Here is an 18783-nt window from a genome sequence, read left to right on the forward strand (position 1 = left end):
CAGAAATACTGAGTTATAAGAGAGCTTCATGACTCGGCCAAGATTATAAGTAAAGCATAATTTTTCCCTCTCCCCATTGGGGTGAGGGGCGCATTTACATGGCGCAATAGCGCAGAAAACGCTGCAGCGAGCTGGAAAGGTGTTTCTGACGATGGTGAATACACCACAACGTGCGCACCAGTTTGGGCAGCGGAAGCGGAACTTCAACCAGCGTTCCGGCCTCAAGCTGTTCAATAATGACCCGTCGTGAAAGGCAGCTGATCCCAAGGCCATGTCGCACCGCATGCTTGATCGCCTCTGAGTTGCCCAGCTCCATCCCCAGCTGGAAATGCGGCAAATGGGAGAGCAGCAGATAATCAACAATTTCCCGCGTGCCGGAGCCCTGCTCACGCAGGATCCACTGCGCCTGCGCCAGACGTTCCAGCGTCACCTCACCCAGCAATAACGACGAGGCGGGTGAAGCGAAGACCACCAGTTCATCTTCCAGCCAGGGTTCCGCAATGATATCGACGTTATGGCACGGCCCTTCGATAAGACCGATATCCACGCGAAAATCGATTACCGCGTTAATCACATCCTGACTGTTCCCCACGCTCATCTCCAGCGGCAGGGTCGGGAAATCCCGGCGATAGCGGGCAATCACTTCCGGCAAGATATAGTTCCCGATGGTGCTGCTGGCATACACGCGGATGGCACCGTTCTCTTCCCGGAAGAGTTGTTCAATTTCCGTTGCCTGTTCCAGCAGCGCCAGCGCGCGGGGATAAAGCAGGCGGCCATGTTCGTTAACCACCAGCCGCTTCCCTACCCTGTCGAAGAGCTGCACGCCCAACTGGCCCTCAAGATCGGTTAACGCGGCGCTGACCGCAGACTGGGAAAGCGAAAGCATCTGCGAGGCCTGGGTCGTCGACCCGCTTTTCAGCACTTCGGCAAAAACTTCCAGCTGACGCAAAGTAATGTGCATGGTTGCTTACCACTTATATAGATTGATTATAAGTATATAATCAATTTTATTTTTAAACCAGCGCGCCGTAACCTTTAGCCAGACAAAGGAGAAGGTTATGTCAGAAATCACCTTACAGCATCATCGTACATTGTGGCACTTCGTGCCGGGTCTTGCGCTCAGCGCGGTCGTCACCGGTGTGGCATTATGGGGCGGCAGCATTCCCGCCGTCGCCGGTGCCGGTTTTAGCGCCTTAACGCTGGCGATCCTGCTCGGCATGGTCGTGGGTAACACCGTTTACCCGCACATCTGGAAGTCCTGTGATGGCGGCGTTATTTTTGCCAAGCAGCATCTGCTGCGCCTCGGGATCATTCTTTACGGCTTTCGCCTCACCTTTTCACAGATTGCGGATGTCGGCATTAGCGGTATCGCCATTGACGTCCTGACCCTGACCAGCACCTTTTTACTGGCCTGCTTTATCGGGCAGAAAATCTTTGGCCTGGATAAACAGACCAGCTGGCTGATCGGTGCCGGGAGCAGTATTTGCGGTGCGGCGGCGGTACTGGCAACCGAACCTGTGGTCAAGGCGGAATCCAGCAAAGTTACGGTGGCGGTCGCGACCGTGGTGATCTTCGGTACGCTGGCTATTTTCCTCTACCCGGCCATGTATCCGCTGGTTGCCCACTGGTTTAGCCCGGAAACCTATGGCATCTACATTGGCTCAACCATGCATGAAGTGGCGCAGGTCGTGGCGGCGGGTCATGCCATTAACCCGGAAGCAGAAAACGCCGCAGTGATTGCTAAAATGCTGCGCGTCATGATGCTGGCACCCTTCCTGATTATCCTGGCCGCCCGCGTGAAACAGCTTGCGCCCGCGTGTGGTAATCAGAAGAGTAAAATCACCATACCGTGGTTTGCGATCCTGTTTATCGTGGTGGCGATTTTCAACTCCTTCCACCTGCTGCCAAAAGCGGTGGTCGATATGCTGGTGACGCTGGATACCGTGCTGCTGGCGATGGCGATGGCGGCGCTGGGGGTGACCACGCACGTCAGCGCGCTGAAAAAAGCCGGTGCGAAACCGCTGCTGATGGCGCTGGTGCTCTTCATCTGGCTGATTGTGGGTGGCGGTGCGATTAACCTCGTGGTTCACAGCCTGATGGCATAAACCACTACATCCTTCTCCTGTTAACCCGTTATGATACGCATTTCGGGTTAACAGGAGTCCCTTTATGAAATACGTTGGAGCGCACGTCAGCGCTGCCGGTGGCCTTGCGAATGCCGCCATTCGCGCCGCCGAAATTGAGGCGACCGCTTTCGCCCTGTTCACCAAAAACCAGCGCCAGTGGCGCGCCGCGCCGCTTACCGCTGATGTCATAGATGATTTCAAAGCCGCCTGTGAGAAGTACCATTACGGGCCGGGTCAAATCCTTCCCCACGACAGCTATCTGATCAACCTCGGTCATCCGGTTCAGGAAGCGCTGGAGAAGTCCCGCGAAGCGTTTCTGGATGAAGTCCAGCGCTGCGAGCAGCTTGGGCTGACGCTGCTGAATTTCCATCCGGGTAGCCATCTGATGCAGATAGACGAAGAGGCCTGCCTGGCACGCATTGCGGAGTCCATTAACATCACGCTGGATAAAACCCAGGGGGTTACCGCGGTGATCGAGAATACCGCCGGTCAGGGCAGCAACCTCGGCTTTAAGTTTGAACATCTGGCCGCCATCATCGACGGCGTGGAAGATAAATCCCGCGTGGGCGTATGTATCGATACCTGTCACGCGTTTGCAGCCGGTTACGACCTGCGCACAACCGAGGCCACGAAAAACACCTTCGATGAGTTCGAACGCGTGGTGGGCTTTAAGTATCTGCGCGGAATGCACTTAAACGATGCCAAAAGCGCCTTTGGCAGTCGCGTAGACCGTCACCACAGCCTGGGTGAAGGTAATATTGGCCATGATGCGTTCCGCTTTATCATGCAGGACGCCCGTTTCGATGGTATCCCCATGGTGCTGGAAACCATCAATCCGGATATCTGGGCGGAAGAGATCGCCTGGCTGAAGGCACAGCAGACTGCTGAACAGGCGGCATAAAAAAAGCCGGATCGCGTTAAGCGTCCGGCTTTTTTATAGGTCGGGTAAGGCGAAACCGCCACCCGACACCTCTTTTAGGCTGCTTTTGCCACCGCTTCCGCTTCAGGGCGTTTCAGCACCGCGTAAGAGAGCCCCGCCACCAGCGTACCGGCAACAATCGCCAGCAGGTAACCCAGTACCGGGGTGATAGCGCCTGGGATCAGCAGAACGAACAGACCACCGTGCGGTGCCATCAGCTTCGCGCCAATCGCCATTGAGATAGCCCCGGTCACCGCGCCGCCAACGATACAGCAAGGCAGAACACGCATTGGGTCACGGGCAGCGAACGGAATCGCCCCTTCGGTGATAAAGCACAGGCCCAGTACCAGCGCCGCTTTGCCGCCTTCCTGCTGCGCTTTGTCGAATTTACGACGCGCAATAATCGTTGCCAGGCCGAGCGCCAGCGGTGGCACCATACCGGCTGCCATAATGGCTGCCATTGGCGCGTAGGTCTGGGTACTCAGCAGGCCCACACCGAATGCATAGGCCGCTTTGTTTACCGGACCACCCATGTCGGTACACATCATGCCACCGAGGATAGCACCCAACAGCACCGCGTTTGCCGTGCCCATGGTTTGCAGCCAATGGGTCAGACCCGCCAGGATACCCGCCACCGGTTTACCAATCAGGTAAATCATCGCCAGACCGACCACCAGGCTGGAAATCAGCGGGATGATCAGAATCGGTTTCAGGGCTTCCATACTTTGCGGCAGCTTCAGCTTCGAGCTGATAAGCTTCGCGACGTAACCCGCCAGGAAACCGGCGATGATACCGCCAATAAAGCCGGAACCGGTGCTCACAGCCAGCATACCGCCGATAAGACCCGGCGTCAGACCCGGACGGTCAGCGATGGAGAAGGCGATAAAGCCTGCCAGCACCGGCACCATCAGCGCGAACGCGGAGCCGCCACCAATCTGCATTAACGCCGCAGCCAGCGTCCCTTCTTCTTTAAATGCGGTGATACCAAACGCGAATGACAGTGCGATACACAGACCGCCCGCCACCACCATCGGCAGCATATAAGACACACCGGTCAGCAGGTGACGATAGGCGCCCGCGGATTCTTTTTTCCCTTCGGTAGCCGGTTTAGCCGCACCGGTTGCCTGATAAGGCTGGGCTTCCACCAGCGCTTTATCAAACTCCTGCGCGGTCTTTTTCAGCGCCAGGCCGGTAGAGGTGCGGTACATCGGTTTACCCGCGAATTTCGCCAGATCCACTTCGATATCCGCCGCAACGATCACCAGATCGGCTTCCGCCACTTCTTCCGGGGTGATGGCATTGCCCGCACCCACCGAGCCACGGGTTTCAACTTTCACCCACCAGCCGCGTTTTTTCGCTTCAGTTTCAATCGCTTCAGCCGCCATAAAGGTATGCGCGACGCCCGTCGGACAAGCTGTCACCGCCACAATGCGTTTCGGGCCCGTGGCAGCAACCGGTGCTGCCGCAGCCGGTGCGCTGTAGACAGACGCGTGGCCTTTCGCTTCGCTCAGGAACAGTTCCGGATGTGCCACCGCGCGATTAATATCGCCCAGCCACACTTTTTTGCCGTTCAGCGCGCTGTCAGCCGGGACCTTATCACCCAGCACAATCGCCAGTTCAGCGTCGCCCGGGTTATCGGTCATTTCCAGATGTGCTTTGTTCGCCGCCGCTCCCAGCAGGGTCTTCGCCATATAGGCGCGAGCCTGTCCGAGACCGGAGTCAATAATCAGCAGCGTTTTCATTATTCCTCTCCTGCTGTTAGTTAAAAGGTTTTAAGTCAACGCGCGCCATCATCGCGGCTAACTGGGTACGATCGGTAATGCCGACATTGCTCTGACTCACGGCCAGGGCTGCAACGGCGGTGGCAAGACGTAAAGTATGTTCACTGGATTCGCGCATCAGCAGGCCATAGATCAGACCGCCAACCATCGAATCCCCGGCGCCAACGGTGCTGACAACGTCAACCGACGGCGGTTTGGCGATCCATTCGCCAGACGCGTTAACCCACAACGCCCCTTCTGCACCAAGCGAAATCACCACGTGAGCGATACCCTGCTCGCGCAGCGCATGGGCAGCGTCAATCACATCTTTTAATTCTGGCAGCTTCCGGCCAGCCCAGATCTCAAGTTCACGACGATTAGGCTTCACCAGCCACGGGGACGCTTTCAGGCCGGCGACCAGCGCATCACGGCTGCTGTCAAAGATGATGCACGGGCACTGGCTGCGCAGGCGCGTCATCCAGTCGGTGAAGGCTTCCGGGCTTACGCCAGATGGCAGACTGCCGCTGACGCACACCATGTCGAACTGGCCCAGCCAGGTCAGAGAATCGTTAACAAAACGCTCCCAGTCAGACGGCGTCACTTCAAAGCCAGAGAAGTTCAGATCGGTCACTTCCCCGTCTTTCTCCGTCAGTTTGACGTTGATACGGGTACGGCCCTGAACAACCTGGAAACGGTTAGCAATGCCCAGCTCACTGAACAGCTGCTGGAAACCATCCTGGTTATCTTTACCGAGGAATCCCCCCACGGTGACATCGATACCGAGATCCTTGAGCACTTTCGCGACGTTAATCCCTTTGCCCGCAGCATGCAGGCCAGTGGTACGCACGAGGTTTACTTCGCCGCGCTCAATCTCCGGGCAAAACCCCACCAGGTCATAAGCCGGGTTCAGCGTAATAGTCGCAACACGTCTGCTCATTATGCGCCCTCCCCCAGACCCGCCGCGATGGCATCGCCAATCGCTTTCAGCGCCTGTTCAGCATCCGCACCCTGCGCGGTGAAACGCAGACGGTGACCCTTCTTCACGCCCAGCGCGACAACTTTCATCAGACTACGACCATTGGCCGCTTTGCCCGTGCCATCCAGGTTAGCCACGGTGATCTCACTTTCAAATTGTTTAATGGTATTCACCAGCATGGTGCCCGGACGGGCATGCAGGCCGTGCTCGTTACGTACAACGAACTCTGCGCTCAGCACGTCATCCGTCAGCGCATCATCACTGGTCAGCAGAGCCAGCACGGTGGCGGCATCCGCGTTCAGCAGTTTTTCAGCTTTGTTGTTCAGCAGCAGATCGCCCAGACGCTTCAGCACGGCAACCGGCTGGTCATCGGTCATGGCGACGGTCACCAGCAGTGCAGCGCTTTCACCGTCTACGTCAAAGGCGCTTGCGGCACGGCTCACCGCGATAGCGCTCCGCAGGTTGCCTTCAGCACTGTCGTTCAGCCAGATACCCTGGCCCAGATTGAGAGGCTTATCGTTAATGACGCGGGTAACAAAGGTAGCGTCTGCTGCCCCGGCTTCTTTCAGGCGTCCGGCGTTCAGGGCCTGCAGCGTCACCAGATCGGTCGCGGCAACGTCCAGCGTCAGCGTATCGTTATCCAGTTTCAGCGCTTCGCTCTGTTTTTCGCCCATCAGCAGAGCGCGCAGCTCTTCAGCGGTGGTGGCAGATTTCAACTGCTCGGCCACGGCGTCATCGCTCAGCACATGCGTCAGCTGACGCAGCAAACCTAAGTGCTCGTCGCTGCTGGCCGCGATACCGATGGCCACGTAAGCCACCTGCCCCTCGCCCCACACAACGCCCTGCGGGAACTGATAAACCTTAACGCCGGTTTTCAGCACCTGATCGCGGGTGTCTGTGGTGCCGTGCGGAATGGCGATGCCATTGCCGAGGAAGGTCGAGGTCTGCTGCTCACGCGCCAGCATGCCGTTGACGTAGCCTTCAGCCACATTGCCGGCCTGCACAAGGGCAGCGGCAACCTGGCGAATGGCCTCTTCTTTGTTCCCGGCCTGAGCGCCCGGGTGGATATCCTGTACAGATAACTGGAACATGGTTCTCCTCTCCTGCTGAAAGTGAATCGTTTCAGCTTCACTGAGAAAAAATGCGCTAGCCTGCTCCGTTTGTTAAAACAAGATAGCGCTGAAACGTTTCAAAAAGTCTTGCGCTTTCTGCAAGACGTTGCAAGGAAAGTTACATTTCTGATTGCAGAATTTAGAGATGCAGCACATTTCTTCCTCGTTCAGCTGAATTTTGCTGACGGTCAGCAAATCAGTTTCAGCTAAGGTCAGCTGCACGCGAATATGAAATGCCATTTTGATTATTCGTGGCGAAATTGACCTCACCCTCTGTTTATTTTCTGACTCGCGACGTACACTCCGCGTCTCCTGGAAACTCACCGACTGTGAAACATGCATAACACGCCCGCCGCCGTCTCGCCGAAGCCCTTTGATTTCACCTCAACGGCATTTTTAATTGTTGCCTTCCTGACCGGCATCGCCGGTGCGCTGCAGACCCCTACGCTGAGCCTGTTCCTGACCAATGAAGTCCATGCGCGTCCGGCGATGGTGGGCTTCTTCTTTACCGGAAGCGCCATTATCGGCATCCTGGTGAGCCAGTTTCTGGCGGGGCGTTCAGATAAAAAAGGCGATCGTAAAAGCCTGATCGTCTTTTGCTGTCTGCTGGGGGTGTTCGCCTGCGTCCTGTTTGCCTGGAACCGCAACTATTTTGTTCTGCTGTTTATCGGGGTGTTTCTGAGCAGTTTCGGTTCAACGGCGAATCCGCAGATGTTCGCCCTTGCCCGTGAGCATGCCGACCATACCGGGCGAGAAGCGGTGATGTTCAGCTCTATTCTGCGTGCGCAAGTATCGCTGGCGTGGGTTATTGGCCCGCCGCTGGCTTACGCGCTGGCGATGGGGTTTGGCTTTACGGTGATGTACCTGAGTGCGGCAGTGGCCTTTGTGGTGTGTGGCGCCATGGTGTGGTTCTTTCTGCCGTCGATGCGTAAAGAGCCAAAAGTGGCAACAGGCGTGCTGGAGGCACCGCGTCGTAACCGTCGTGACGCCCTGCTCCTCTTTATTATCTGTACGCTGATGTGGGGCACAAACAGCCTGTATATCATTAATATGCCGCTGTTTATTATTGATGAGCTGCATCTGCCCGAGAAGCTTGCTGGCATCATGATGGGGACCGCGGCCGGGCTTGAAATCCCCACCATGCTGATTGCTGGCTATTACGCGAAGCGTTTCGGGAAACGTTTTCTGATGCGTATCGCCGCCGTCGCCGGGCTACTGTTCTATGTCGGAATGCTAACGGTTCATACGCCGGGGCTGCTGCTGGCTTTACAGCTGCTGAACGCCATCTATATCGGCATACTCGCCGGAATTGGCATGCTCTATTTCCAGGATCTGATGCCGGGCCAGGCAGGCTCCGCCACCACCCTTTATACTAATACCACCCGCGTGGGCTGGATTATCGCAGGCTCAATGGCCGGCGTGGTGGCAGAAATCTGGAACTATCACACGGTGTTCTGGATTGCGCTGGTGATGTGCACCCTGACGATAGCGTGCCTGACAAGAATTAAAGACGTTTAAGGTGCGGTGAGTGCTTCCAGATTAAGCAGGTACGTCATCGCCTGCGCGCGCGTGTTGCCGCACATCTCTGCGGAGGGCTGCAGCCCGGAGCAGACCTTCGGGCGCAGAGGCGAGCCAAAGATCATGCACAGGTTGGTTTCAGAGAGCTGAACGCAGCGGGTATTCGCAGGCTTGCCCTCCGGCATTCCTGGAATGGGGCTGGAAATGGACGGTGCGGTACAGCACGCGCCGCAATCGGGACGACAATCCATAAAGGCTCTCTATCGGTGAAAGACCCGCGCAGTCGGGTATCGGGCGCACAGTAACACCTTTTGTGTATTGATAGCAAAAGCCACGAATTCCGCTTGCCTGAAAGGCCGCGCACGAGTAATTTGGCGCGATATTTTTTACCTCCCGTAGACAGGATTACTGCAATGCCAAGAGCGAACGAAATTAAGAAAGGTATGGTACTGAATTACAACGGCAAACTGCTGATTGTGAAAGATATCGATATTCAGGCCCCGAGCGCCCGTGGTGCAGCAACGCTGTACAAAATGCGTTTCGCCGATGTACGTACCGGCCTTAAAGTGGAAGAACGTTTCAAAGGTGACGATATCGTTGATACTGTCACTCTGACCCGTCGCTATGTTGATTTCTCCTATATCGACGGCAACGAGTATGTATTCATGGATAAAGAAGATTACACCCCGTACATCTTCACCAAAGATCAGATTGAAGAAGAGCTGCTGTTCATTCCTGAAGGCGGTATGCCGGATATGCAGGTTCTGACCTGGGACGGCGTGCTGCTGGCGCTGGAACTGCCGCAGACGGTTGATCTGGAAATCGTTGAAACGGCACCGGGCATCAAAGGCGCGTCCGCCAGTGCGCGTAACAAACCCGCGACGCTGACCACCGGTCTGGTGGTGCAGGTGCCTGAATACCTGTCCGCGGGTGAGAAAATCCGCATCCATATCGAAGAAAAACGCTATATGGGTCGTGCTGACTGAGTGCGGCTTTTGTCGGGTGGCGGCTTCGCCTTACCCGATCTACAAAAACACAAAAACCGGCTCTCAGGCCGGTTTTTTGTAGGCCCGGTAAGCGTAGCGCCACCGGGCAACAGAACTTACAGAAGCTCAGGATACTTCGTCATCTTCAGCGCCAGCTCTACGCCGCGCACTTCTGCCATCCCTTTCAGGCGGCCAATCGCCGAATAGCCCGGGTTCGTTTTCTTACGCAGATCGTCCAGCATCTGGTGTCCGTGATCCGGGCGGAACGGAATAGGACGTAAATCGCCAGCCTGTTTACGACGTGCCTCTTCCGCCAGAATGGCATCCACCACCGCCACCATATTCACATCACCGCTCAGGTGCGCCGCTTCGTGGAAGGTTTTCGGGTTCTCTTCACGGCAGGTTGCACGCAGATGCGTGAAGTGAATACGATCGCCAAAGGTTTCAATCATCCGCACCAGGTCATTATCCGCACGCACGCCGTACGAGCCCGTGCACATGGTAAAGCCGTTATAGATGCTATCGACCGTCTCTTTCAGCCACTGCATATCTTCAATGGTTGAGACGATACGCGGCAGGCCGAGGATGGGACGCGGAGGATCGTCCGGGTGTACGGCCAGACGCACGCCCGCCTCTTCCGCGACCGGCACAATCGCGCGCAGGAAGTACGCCATGTTTTCGCGCAGCTGATTTTTATCAATGCCGCCGTACTCTGCCAGACGGGCGCGGAACTGATCCAGCGTGTAGCCCTCTTCTGCACCCGGCAGGCCCGCGATGATATTGCGGGTCAGCTTTTCAATGTCTGCTTCGCTTGCTGCGTTAAACCATTCGCGCGCCTGCTGCTGCTCGTCGGCCGTGTAATCGGCTTCCGCGCCAGGGCGTTTCAGAATGTGTAACTCAAAGGCCGCGAAGGCGATCTGATCAAAACGCAACGCTCGGGAACCGTCTGGCAGCTGATACTCAAGGTCAGTACGCGTCCAGTCAAGAACAGGCATGAAGTTATAGCAAACGGTATCGATGCCGCAGGCCGCCAGGTTGCGGATGCTCTGCTGATAGTTAGCAATCCAGGTCTGATACTCCCCAGAATGGGTTTTGATATCTTCGTGAACGGGAATACTTTCCACGACAGACCAGGTTAAGCCTTTTTCTGCCAGCAGCGCCTGACGCTGTTGAATCTCCTCTACCGGCCACACCTGGCCATTCGGAATATGATGCAGCGCCGTGACGACACCCGTTGCGCCAGCCTGACGCACATCATCTAGAGAAACTGGATCGTTCGGCCCGTACCAACGCCAGGTTTGTTCCATTGCCCATCCTCCAAAGTTGTTATACCAATATGTGTTACTGCGATGACGACTACCATACATGTTTAATGAAGAGGGTCAACACAGCGCCACAGATTGATTGATCGAACTCACAGAACAGCGATATTTACGGCTTACCAATTCTCTTTGTTGTCATATAACTTTACACTGGCATTGTTAATTAATGGTTAATCAGGTGTGTATTTCATGAAGACAATTGCCTCCACCTCGCTTCCTGCCCATGTTCAGCAGCCGCGCTACGATCGCTCGCTTCTGCGCTCGCGCATCGTTCACTTCGGCTTTGGTGCTTTTCACCGTGCGCATCAGGCGTTATTAACCCATCGGGTGCTGAATGCCAAAGGAGGCGACTGGGGCATTTGTGAGATTAGTCTGTTCAGCGGCGACGTGTTGATGAGCCAGCTGCGGGCGCAGGATCACCTCTTCACCGTGCTGGAGAAAGGCGCGGAGGGCAACCAGCCGATTATCACTGGAGCCGTGCATGCATGCCTGAACGCAAAACTGGACTCGCTGGCCGCCATCATTGAGAAATTTTGCGAGCCGCAGGTGGCAATTGTTTCCCTCACCATTACTGAGAAAGGCTATTGCATCGACCCCGCAACCGGGAAACTCGATTTGCAAAACACCCGGATCGTTCACGATCTGGAAAACCCTACGGAGCCCCATTCCGCCCCAGGGATCATAGTCGAAGCGCTCCACCGCCGCCGTGAACGCGGCTTACCCGCCTTTACGGTGCTTTCCTGCGATAACATCCCGGATAACGGCCACGTGGTGAAAAATGCCGTGCTCGGCATGGCGCAGAAACGCTCTGAAGACCTGGCCGGATGGATTGATACCCATGTGAGTTTCCCGGGCACAATGGTTGACAGGATTGTGCCCGCCGCCACCGATGCCTCGCTGGCGGAGGTCGCGCAGGAACTCGGTGTGGAAGATCCGTGCGCCATCAGCTGCGAGCCCTTTATACAGTGGGTCGTGGAAGATAACTTTGTCGCCGGACGCCCGGAGTGGGAAGTGGCAGGCGTGCAGATGGTGCAGGACGTTCTGCCGTGGGAACAGATGAAATTACGTATGCTGAACGGCAGCCACTCCTTCCTGGCGTATCTGGGCTATCTCGCCGGGTATGCGCATATTAATGAATGTATGGAGGATAAGGCGTTTCGTCAGGCCGCGCGGCGTTTAATGCTGGATGAACAGGCCCCTACGTTACGTATCACCGATGTTGATCTGACGGCTTACGCCGACAGCCTGCTCGACCGTTTTGCCAACCCGGCACTGCAGCACCGTACCTGGCAAATTGCGATGGACGGCAGTCAAAAGCTGCCCCAGCGCATGCTGGATGGGATCCGTATTCATCTGGAGCGTCAAAGCGCGTGGCCCCTGCTGGCGCTGGGTGTGGCGGGCTGGATCCGCTACGTCAGCGGTACAGATGAACAAGGCAATACGATTGATGTCCGCGATCCGCTCAGCGACAAAATCCGTGCGAAGGTTGAAGCCAGCAATGACGCAAACCGCGTTAACGCTCTGCTGACGCTGAGCGAAGTCTTTGGTCACGATCTCGCGCAAAACCACGTTTTTGTCGAGGCGGTGAATCAGGCATACCAACGTATAGCCCGCCTCGGGGCGCGCCAGGCTGTTATCGAAACGTTAAATCTTTAACGTTTATTGCGCTTAAGGCGAACGGACATGCGCTCCGTTTGCCCTTCCTCTTCTCATTGCGCCCTTTTTTCGTCAGGATGAGAGATAATTGTTACATCATCACAATTATCTACCGGAGCGCACGTGACCAGGACCAACCTTATTACCGGTTTTCTCGGTAGCGGGAAAACCACCTCAATTCTCCACCTGCTGGCCAATAAAGATCCGGCAGAAAAATGGGCCGTACTGGTCAATGAATTCGGTGAAGTCGGTATTGACGGCGCGTTACTTTCTGACAGCGGCGCCATGATCAAAGAGATCCCAGGCGGATGCATGTGCTGTGTGAATGGCCTGCCCATGCAGGTGGGGCTGAATACGCTGCTGCGTCAGGGTAAACCCGACCGCCTGCTGATTGAACCGACGGGGCTTGGCCACCCGAAGCAAATTCTTGATTTACTCACCGCGCCGGTTTACGAGCCGTGGATAGACTTACGCGCCACGCTTTGCCTGCTAGACCCGCGACAGCTGCTGGATGAAAAAGCGGTGGCCAACGACAACTTCCGCGATCAGCTCGCCTGCGCAGATATTATCGTCGCCAATAAAGAAGATCGGGCCACGGCTGAAAGCCAGGCGGCATTCGATGCCTGGTGGCAACATTTCGGGGGCAACCGTCAGCGGGTGCAAACCACTCAGGGGAAGATAGATGTCGCCCTGCTCGACCTGCCTCGCCTGAACCTCACCGAGCTGCCAGCCAGTGCGGAGCATGCGCATAGTCATCCCGCAAAGCAGGGTCTGGCGGCGTTGAGCCTGCCGGAACACCAGCGCTGGCGACGTAATCTCAACAGCGGTCAGGGTCATCAGGCCTGCGGGTGGATCTTTGATGCCGACACCGTTTTCGACACCATAGGCGTGCTTGAGTGGGCAAGACTGGCGCCGGTCGATCGCGTTAAGGGAATTATGCGCACCCCCGACGGCCTGGTGCGCATCAACCGTCAGGGTGAAGATTTCTTTATTGAAACGCAGAATGTTGCGCCCCCGGATAGCAGAATAGAGTTAATTAGTGCGGTTAACGCCGACTGGAATGCCCTGCAGTCCAGCCTGTTGAAGCTTCGTTTAAGTTCGGGCGGCTAACGTTGCCCCTGATTTCCCTGTATGCTGAATGTTATGACAACTCGAATTCCCCTGATTTTGCTGCTCAATGTCGCCGGACTGGCGCTCTTTTTCTCCTGGTATATCCCGGTGGATCACGGTTTCTGGTTTCCGCTGGATTCTGCCATCTTCCATTTCTTTAACCAGGCTCTGGTGAAGAGTGATGCCTTCCTGTGGCTGGTGGCGATTACCAACAACCGCGCGTTTGACGGCTGTTCGCTGGTGGCGATGGGCTGCCTGATGCTCTCTTTCTGGCTGAAAGAGGACAAAACCGGGCGTCGCCGCATTATGATTATTGGTCTGATGATGCTGCTGCTGGCTGTGGCCATTAACCAACTGGCTACGGCTATTATTCCGGTCAAGCGCTCAAGCCCAACGCTGTTCTTTACCGATATTTATCGCGTCAGCGAATTGCTGCATATTCCAACGAAAGATGCCTCGAAGGCCAGTTTCCCTGGCGATCACGGCATGATGCTGCTTATTTTTTGTGCAGTCATGCTGCGCTATTTCGGCAGGAAGGCGTTCGCCATAGCCCTGATTATTTTTGTGGTTTTCGCCTTCCCTCGCGTAATGATTGGCGCACACTGGTTCACCGATATTGCCGTGGGCTCGCTCTCTGTTGCGCTGGTCGCGTTACCGTGGTGCCTGATGACACCGCTGAGCGACCGGATAATAGCCCTGTTTGATCGCTATCTGCCGGGTAAAAAGCAACAAGCATTAAACAAATAATTAACCAAAATTAACGTCCGCTATCAGGGATCATTGCGATCCCTGATAGATCTCCCGCCGCGATCGTTTCGCACTGTCATCTTCCCGTCATCTCTTTCATGATAAAAATGAATCAATTGCGTGATTAAGCGCCGGATCTGACTGCATTTTAAGCAATGTCGGATTTTTACTTTCTGTATCACAATTTCTTATAAAAAAAAGGCTTTTTTTACTCGCAATAGCCCTGGCAATCGGTTAATCTCGAACTCGTTTTGCCCCATAGAGATAATTATTTCCTTGGTGAATAAATTTGTGCGCTGCGCCACAAATGTGACCAGAAAGAATTGTCTCATTGTGAACAGATAATTAGTCTCGTCACGTTTGGCATTTTTATAACGATATTTGTCGTTAAGGACTTCAAGGGAAAATAAACAAAATGGTCAAATCTCAACCGATTTTGAGATATATCTTGCGGGGGATCCCGGCGATAGCAGTTGCGGTACTGTTGTCTGCATGTAGTACATCGAACACCGCAAAGAATATGCATCCTGAGACGCGTGTTGTGGGAATGGAAGATTCCTCGTCACTGCAAGCCTCTCAGGATGAATTTGAAAATATGGTACGTAATCTGGACGTGAAGTCCCGTATTATGGACCAGTATGCTGACTGGAAAGGCGTGCGTTATCGTCTGGGCGGCAGCACCAAAAAAGGTATCGATTGTTCCAGCTTTGTACAGCGTACCTTCCGTGAGCAGTTTGGGTTAGACCTGCCGCGTTCAACTTACGAACAGCAGGAAGTGGGTAAGTCGATTTCACGTACAAAACTGCGCACCGGTGATTTAGTTCTGTTCCGTGCCGGTTCAACGGGTCGACATGTCGGCATCTATATTGGTAATGACCAGTTTGTGCATGCCTCCACCAGCAGCGGTGTGACCATTTCCAGCATGAACGAGCCATACTGGAAGAAGCGCTACAACGAAGCGCGTCGCGTACTGACCCGCAGTTAATATGATGATTGTATCGCGGGTTTCCCTTGGCTGGCGATATGATGAAAAAAAGACACTGCTTCGGCGGTGTTTTTTTTTGCCCGTTACACTGAATACATCCAGCGGCAATTCAGGAACCACGACGTCTATGTTCACCCGCTACTTTTCCAGTCATCGCAAGATACTGTTCCTCAGTATTATTACAGGTCTGGTCACTGCCCTGCTTTTGGGTTCATTGCAATTTTTCTGGAGTTACCACAAGCGGGAAGTCCGGTTCGACACCCTGATTACCGATGTGAGCCTCTACATGGAGAGCTATTTCGAAGAGTTGAAAACCTCTATCGATGTTCTTCAGCCCCTCACGCTGAACAGCTGCCATGACGTCAATGCCGAGCTGACGTCGCGCGCGGCCTTCAGCCTCAATGTGCGCGCGTTCTTGCTGGTCAGGGACAAAATCGCCTTCTGCTCGTCGGCCACCGGGCCGATGGATACGCCGATGGAAGCTCTTATACCTGAGCTGCACATCAACAAGAAGATTGATATGGCATTACTGCCGGGCACGCCTATGCTGCCGAATAAACCCGCCATTGCCATCTGGTACCGAAACCCTCTGGTTAAAGACGGCGGGGTGTTTACGTCAGTTAATCTCAATCTGACCCCCTACCTGCTTTATACCGCGCGCCAGGACGACTTCGCAGGGATTGCCATCATCATCGGTGATATGGCGCTGTCCACCATGTCCAGTACCCTGATCAGGGCGCAAGATTTACATGCCGTGCCCGAGCGTACCGCCACGCTTAAGGCCGTGCCGCTGACCATTAAGCTGTACGCTGAAAAGTGGACAAGCGACGAAATCCTCTACGCCCTCTTCTTTGGGCTGGTGTGCGGTATTGCGGCAGGTTCGCTGAATTTCTATATCCTCACCATCCGCGTAAATCCCGGCAAAGAGATCCTCAGCGCCATTAAGCGCGGCCAGTTTTATGTGGTCTATCAGCCCGTGGTGGATGCAAAAGATCTGAAAATGCGGGGGGTTGAGGTCCTGATGCGCTGGAAGCACCCCACCATGGGTGAGATCCCCCCTGATGCGTTTATCAATTTTGCTGAAGCGCAGCAGCTGATTGTTCCGCTCACGCTGCATCTGTTTGACCTTATCATTCACGATGCGCCGGTATTACAGACCCAACTGCCGCCGGGCGCAAAACTCGGTATCAACATTGCGCCGGGGCATCTACACGCCGACAGCTTTAAAGATGATATGCGCACCTTTAAAGAGTTACTGCCGCCGGATCACTTCCAGTTGGTGCTGGAAATTACCGAGCGCGACATGCTTAACCACCGTGAAGCAAACAACCTGTTCGAATGGCTGCACAACGAAGGGTTTGAGATAGCGATCGATGATTTTGGTACCGGCCACAGTGCGCTGATCTATCTTGAACATTTCACCATGGATTACATCAAAATCGACCGGGGTTTTGTTAACGCCATTGGGACAGAAACCGTCACCTCGCCGGTGCTTGATGCCGTACTGATGCTGGCAAGACGGCTGAACATGTCTACCGTCGCAGAGGGCGTGGAAACGCCGGAACAGGCGGCCTGGCTGCGCGAACATGGCGTTAACTTCCTGCAGGGATACTGGATTAGCCGTCCGATGCCGCTGGAGCAGTTCCGTGAGTGGCGGCCCGACCTGACGCACGCTGGCGAATAATTTCACATTGCCCGTGACGTCACTTATTATTCAGCTTAACTGAGCCGGTCTGTTAAAGAGGGAGCTGTCGCGAGATGTTTATGCGCTTCATACTGTTGCTGTTGGCACTGACGGCCCTGTCCAGCCAGGCGCAAACCATCAAAGAAGACGTTGCGTTTGCGGTGATTGGTGAACCGAAATACGCGGTGAATTTCACCCATTATGATTACGTCAACCCTGCCGCGCCGAAAGGCGGGAATGTCACGCTCTCCGCCACCGGCACGTTCGATAACTTCAACCGCTTTGCCCTGCGCGGTGTGGCCGCGGCGCGCACAGAATCTCTCTACGATACCCTGTTTGTCACCTCTGATGATGAGCCCGGAAGCTACTATCCGCTGATCGCCGAAAACGTGCGGTATGCGGATAATTTTGCCTGGGCGGAAATTTCGCTTAACCCGCGGGCGCGTTTTCATGACGGTTCGCCGGTCAGGGCAAGCGATGTCGCCTTTACGTTTCATAAATTTATGACTGAAGGCGTTCCCCAGTTCCGTATTGTCTACAAAGGCGCGTCGGTCAGGGCCATCGCACCGCTCACCGTGCGCATTGAGCTGAGCGAGCCGAATAAAGAGAATATGCTGAGCCTGTTCTCCCTGCCCGTAATGCCTGAATCGTTCTGGAAAGCCCATAAGCTGAGCGACCCGCTCTCCACACCGCCGCTGGCTGGAGGCCCGTACCGCATCACCGACTGGCGCATGGGGCAGTATGTGGTCTACTCCCGGGTAAAAGACTACTGGGCCGCCAACCTGCCGGTAAACCGGGGGCACTGGAATTTCGACACCCTTCGCTATGATTACTACCTGGACGATAACGTGGCTTTTGAGGCCTTTAAGGCCGGAGCCTTCGATTTACGCCTGGAGAACAGCGCTAAAAACTGGGCTACGCGCTATATCGGTAAAAACTTTGCCAAAGGCTACATCGTCAAGGACGAGCACAAAAATAGCTCTGCCCAGGACACGCGCTGGCTGGCGTTTAATATTCAGCGTCCGGTATTTAACGACCGCCGGGTACGTCAGGCCATTACCCTGGCCTTTGACTTTGAGTGGATGAACAAGGCGCTGTTTTATGGCGCCTACAGCCGCGCTAACAGCTATTTTCAGAATACCGAATACGCGGCGCGCGCTTACCCCAATGTGGACGAGTTGACGCTGCTGGCCCCCTTCAAAGCACAATTGCCGCCGGAAGTGTTTACCACCGTGTTTGATCCCCCCACCTCCGATGGCAACGGCTTTGATCGTGACAATTTGCTGAAAGCCAGCAAACTGCTGGATGAGGCCGGTTGGGTCCTGAAAAATCAAAAACGGGTCAATGCCCAAACGGGAAAACCGTTGAGCTTCGAGCTACTGATCGCGTCAGGGGCAAACGATCAGTGGGTTTTGCCGTTTAAGCACAACCTGGCCCGGCTGGGGATCACAATGAACATACGCCAGGTGGATATCGCCCAGCTGACCAACCGCAAGCGCAGCCGGGATTACGATATGATGCAGAGCCTGTGGCCCGCGCAGCCCTGGCCAAGCTCCGACCTGCAGATTTCCTGGGCGTCCAGTTACATCGACTCCTCGTACAATGCGCCGGGGGTAAAAAGCCCGGTCGTTGACGCGCTAATTGCAAAGATCGTGGCGGCACAGGGCGATAAACAGAAGCTCCTGCCATTAGGACGCGCCCTCGACAGAGTGTTAACCTGGAACGACTACATGCTGCCCATGTGGTATATGGGTGAAGATCGTCTTGCCCGCTGGGACAAATTTTCGCTGCCTGCCGTGCGCCCGATCTATTCGCTGGGCTTCGATACCTGGTGGTATGACGTTAACAAAGCCGCCAGACTCCCAGCTGAGCGGCGATAAGG

Annotated in this window: 16 protein-coding genes; 10 read left to right on the plus strand and 6 right to left on the minus strand. The window is 55.2% G+C overall.

The features are described 5' to 3' along the window. Nucleotides 1–94: 94 nt before the first annotated feature. Nucleotides 95–961, minus strand: coding sequence for a DNA-binding transcriptional regulator YeiE (yieE, locus tag ACQG2G_RS14685; protein ID WP_348595964.1), 867 nt, complete (start codon nucleotides 959–961; stop codon nucleotides 95–97). Nucleotides 962–1058: 97 nt separating this feature from the next. Here yieE and ACQG2G_RS14690 point away from each other — a divergent pair, with 97 nt between their 5' ends. Further along, nucleotides 1059–2105 carry a YeiH family protein gene (locus tag ACQG2G_RS14690; protein WP_029883080.1) on the plus strand — a complete coding sequence of 349 codons (1047 nt, stop codon included), beginning with the start codon at nucleotides 1059–1061 and terminating at the stop codon, nucleotides 2103–2105. Between the two features lie 64 nt (nucleotides 2106–2169). Continuing rightward, nucleotides 2170–3027 (plus strand): deoxyribonuclease IV, encoded by an 858-nt coding sequence (gene nfo / locus ACQG2G_RS14695; RefSeq protein ID WP_013097964.1) that lies wholly within the window; start codon nucleotides 2170–2172, stop codon nucleotides 3025–3027. A 74-nt stretch (nucleotides 3028–3101) separates the two neighbouring features. On the opposite strand, the gene fruA is transcribed toward nfo, so the two are convergent. Genes fruA through fruB form a run of 3 tightly spaced genes read right to left on the minus strand, consistent with a single transcriptional unit; the run spans nucleotide 3102 to nucleotide 6872 of the window. Continuing rightward, entirely contained in the window at nucleotides 3102–4787 is a 1686-nt protein-coding gene (gene fruA, locus ACQG2G_RS14700; protein WP_023619758.1) for a PTS fructose transporter subunit IIBC, read from the minus strand. Between the two features lie 16 nt (nucleotides 4788–4803). After that, nucleotides 4804–5742 carry a 1-phosphofructokinase gene (fruK, locus tag ACQG2G_RS14705; RefSeq protein ID WP_014170919.1) on the minus strand — a complete coding sequence of 313 codons (939 nt, stop codon included), beginning with the start codon at nucleotides 5740–5742 and terminating at the stop codon, nucleotides 4804–4806. After that, complete coding sequence (gene fruB / locus ACQG2G_RS14710) at nucleotides 5742–6872, minus strand: fused PTS fructose transporter subunit IIA/HPr protein (protein WP_048972320.1); 1131 nt, start codon at nucleotides 6870–6872, stop codon at nucleotides 5742–5744. The genes fruK and fruB overlap by 1 nt, the downstream gene beginning before the upstream one ends. A 357-nt stretch (nucleotides 6873–7229) precedes the next feature. Between fruB and setB the strand changes: the two genes are divergently transcribed. Continuing rightward, nucleotides 7230–8411, plus strand: a complete 1182-nt coding sequence (gene setB, locus ACQG2G_RS14715; RefSeq protein WP_013097970.1) for a sugar efflux transporter SetB — start codon at nucleotides 7230–7232, stop codon at nucleotides 8409–8411. On the opposite strand, the gene ACQG2G_RS14720 is transcribed toward setB, so the two are convergent. Then, nucleotides 8408–8662: a YkgJ family cysteine cluster protein gene (locus ACQG2G_RS14720; RefSeq protein WP_038420213.1), complete on the minus strand. Its 255-nt coding sequence runs from the start codon at nucleotides 8660–8662 to the stop codon at nucleotides 8408–8410. The genes setB and ACQG2G_RS14720 overlap by 4 nt on opposite strands. Before the next feature lie 162 nt (nucleotides 8663–8824). Here ACQG2G_RS14720 and yeiP point away from each other — a divergent pair, with 162 nt between their 5' ends. Then, nucleotides 8825–9397, plus strand: coding sequence for an elongation factor P-like protein YeiP (gene yeiP / locus ACQG2G_RS14725; protein WP_008500940.1), 573 nt, complete (start codon nucleotides 8825–8827; stop codon nucleotides 9395–9397). A gap of 116 nt (nucleotides 9398–9513) precedes the next feature. Here the strand turns inward: yeiP and uxuA are convergent, their stop codons facing one another. Continuing rightward, the gene (gene uxuA / locus ACQG2G_RS14730) at nucleotides 9514–10704 is read right to left on the minus strand and encodes a mannonate dehydratase (protein WP_029883084.1); all 1191 of its coding nucleotides are present in this window, start codon (nucleotides 10702–10704) and stop codon (nucleotides 9514–9516) included. 204 nt (nucleotides 10705–10908) lie between these two features. Here uxuA and ACQG2G_RS14735 point away from each other — a divergent pair, with 204 nt between their 5' ends. The 6 genes from ACQG2G_RS14735 (at nucleotide 10909) to ACQG2G_RS14760 (ending at nucleotide 18781) form a co-directional block, all read left to right on the plus strand. Beyond that, nucleotides 10909–12375 carry a mannitol dehydrogenase family protein gene (locus ACQG2G_RS14735; protein WP_061771764.1) on the plus strand — a complete coding sequence of 489 codons (1467 nt, stop codon included), beginning with the start codon at nucleotides 10909–10911 and terminating at the stop codon, nucleotides 12373–12375. A 123-nt stretch (nucleotides 12376–12498) separates the two neighbouring features. Further along, a complete protein-coding gene (locus tag ACQG2G_RS14740) occupies nucleotides 12499–13485 on the plus strand; it encodes a CobW family GTP-binding protein (protein ID WP_023619754.1) in 987 nt (328 codons plus the stop codon). A 33-nt stretch (nucleotides 13486–13518) separates the two neighbouring features. Further along, nucleotides 13519–14232, plus strand: a complete 714-nt coding sequence (locus ACQG2G_RS14745) for a phosphatase PAP2 family protein (protein WP_029883087.1) — start codon at nucleotides 13519–13521, stop codon at nucleotides 14230–14232. 415 nt (nucleotides 14233–14647) lie between these two features. Next, entirely contained in the window at nucleotides 14648–15217 is a 570-nt protein-coding gene (gene mepS, locus ACQG2G_RS14750) for a bifunctional murein DD-endopeptidase/murein LD-carboxypeptidase (protein ID WP_023619753.1), read from the plus strand. Between the two features lie 127 nt (nucleotides 15218–15344). Then, nucleotides 15345–16901 carry a cyclic di-GMP phosphodiesterase gene (locus ACQG2G_RS14755; protein ID WP_045292122.1) on the plus strand — a complete coding sequence of 519 codons (1557 nt, stop codon included), beginning with the start codon at nucleotides 15345–15347 and terminating at the stop codon, nucleotides 16899–16901. Between the two features lie 74 nt (nucleotides 16902–16975). Further along, nucleotides 16976–18781: an extracellular solute-binding protein gene (locus ACQG2G_RS14760; RefSeq protein ID WP_061772070.1), complete on the plus strand. Its 1806-nt coding sequence runs from the start codon at nucleotides 16976–16978 to the stop codon at nucleotides 18779–18781. Nucleotides 18782–18783 lie beyond the last annotated feature (2 nt).

The organism is Enterobacter cloacae complex sp. 382A5, from assembly GCF_050031095.1.
In the GTDB taxonomy this organism is placed as follows: Bacteria; Pseudomonadota; Gammaproteobacteria; order Enterobacterales; family Enterobacteriaceae; genus Enterobacter; species Enterobacter cloacae.

Coding starts and splice junctions, on each gene's coding strand:
- yieE (WP_348595964.1), bottom strand. CDS start 961: ATGCACATTACTTTGCGTCAGCTGGAAGTTTTTGCCGAAGTGCTGAAA.
- ACQG2G_RS14690 (WP_029883080.1), top strand. CDS start 1,059: ATGTCAGAAATCACCTTACAGCATCATCGTACATTGTGGCACTTCGTG.
- nfo (WP_013097964.1), top strand. CDS start 2,170: ATGAAATACGTTGGAGCGCACGTCAGCGCTGCCGGTGGCCTTGCGAAT.
- fruA (WP_023619758.1), bottom strand. CDS start 4,787: ATGAAAACGCTGCTGATTATTGACTCCGGTCTCGGACAGGCTCGCGCC.
- fruK (WP_014170919.1), bottom strand. CDS start 5,742: ATGAGCAGACGTGTTGCGACTATTACGCTGAACCCGGCTTATGACCTG.
- fruB (WP_048972320.1), bottom strand. CDS start 6,872: ATGTTCCAGTTATCTGTACAGGATATCCACCCGGGCGCTCAGGCCGGG.
- setB (WP_013097970.1), top strand. CDS start 7,230: ATGCATAACACGCCCGCCGCCGTCTCGCCGAAGCCCTTTGATTTCACC.
- ACQG2G_RS14720 (WP_038420213.1), bottom strand. CDS start 8,662: ATGGATTGTCGTCCCGATTGCGGCGCGTGCTGTACCGCACCGTCCATT.
- yeiP (WP_008500940.1), top strand. CDS start 8,825: ATGCCAAGAGCGAACGAAATTAAGAAAGGTATGGTACTGAATTACAAC.
- uxuA (WP_029883084.1), bottom strand. CDS start 10,704: ATGGAACAAACCTGGCGTTGGTACGGGCCGAACGATCCAGTTTCTCTA.
- ACQG2G_RS14735 (WP_061771764.1), top strand. CDS start 10,909: ATGAAGACAATTGCCTCCACCTCGCTTCCTGCCCATGTTCAGCAGCCG.
- ACQG2G_RS14745 (WP_029883087.1), top strand. CDS start 13,519: ATGACAACTCGAATTCCCCTGATTTTGCTGCTCAATGTCGCCGGACTG.
- mepS (WP_023619753.1), top strand. CDS start 14,648: ATGGTCAAATCTCAACCGATTTTGAGATATATCTTGCGGGGGATCCCG.
- ACQG2G_RS14755 (WP_045292122.1), top strand. CDS start 15,345: ATGTTCACCCGCTACTTTTCCAGTCATCGCAAGATACTGTTCCTCAGT.
- ACQG2G_RS14760 (WP_061772070.1), top strand. CDS start 16,976: ATGTTTATGCGCTTCATACTGTTGCTGTTGGCACTGACGGCCCTGTCC.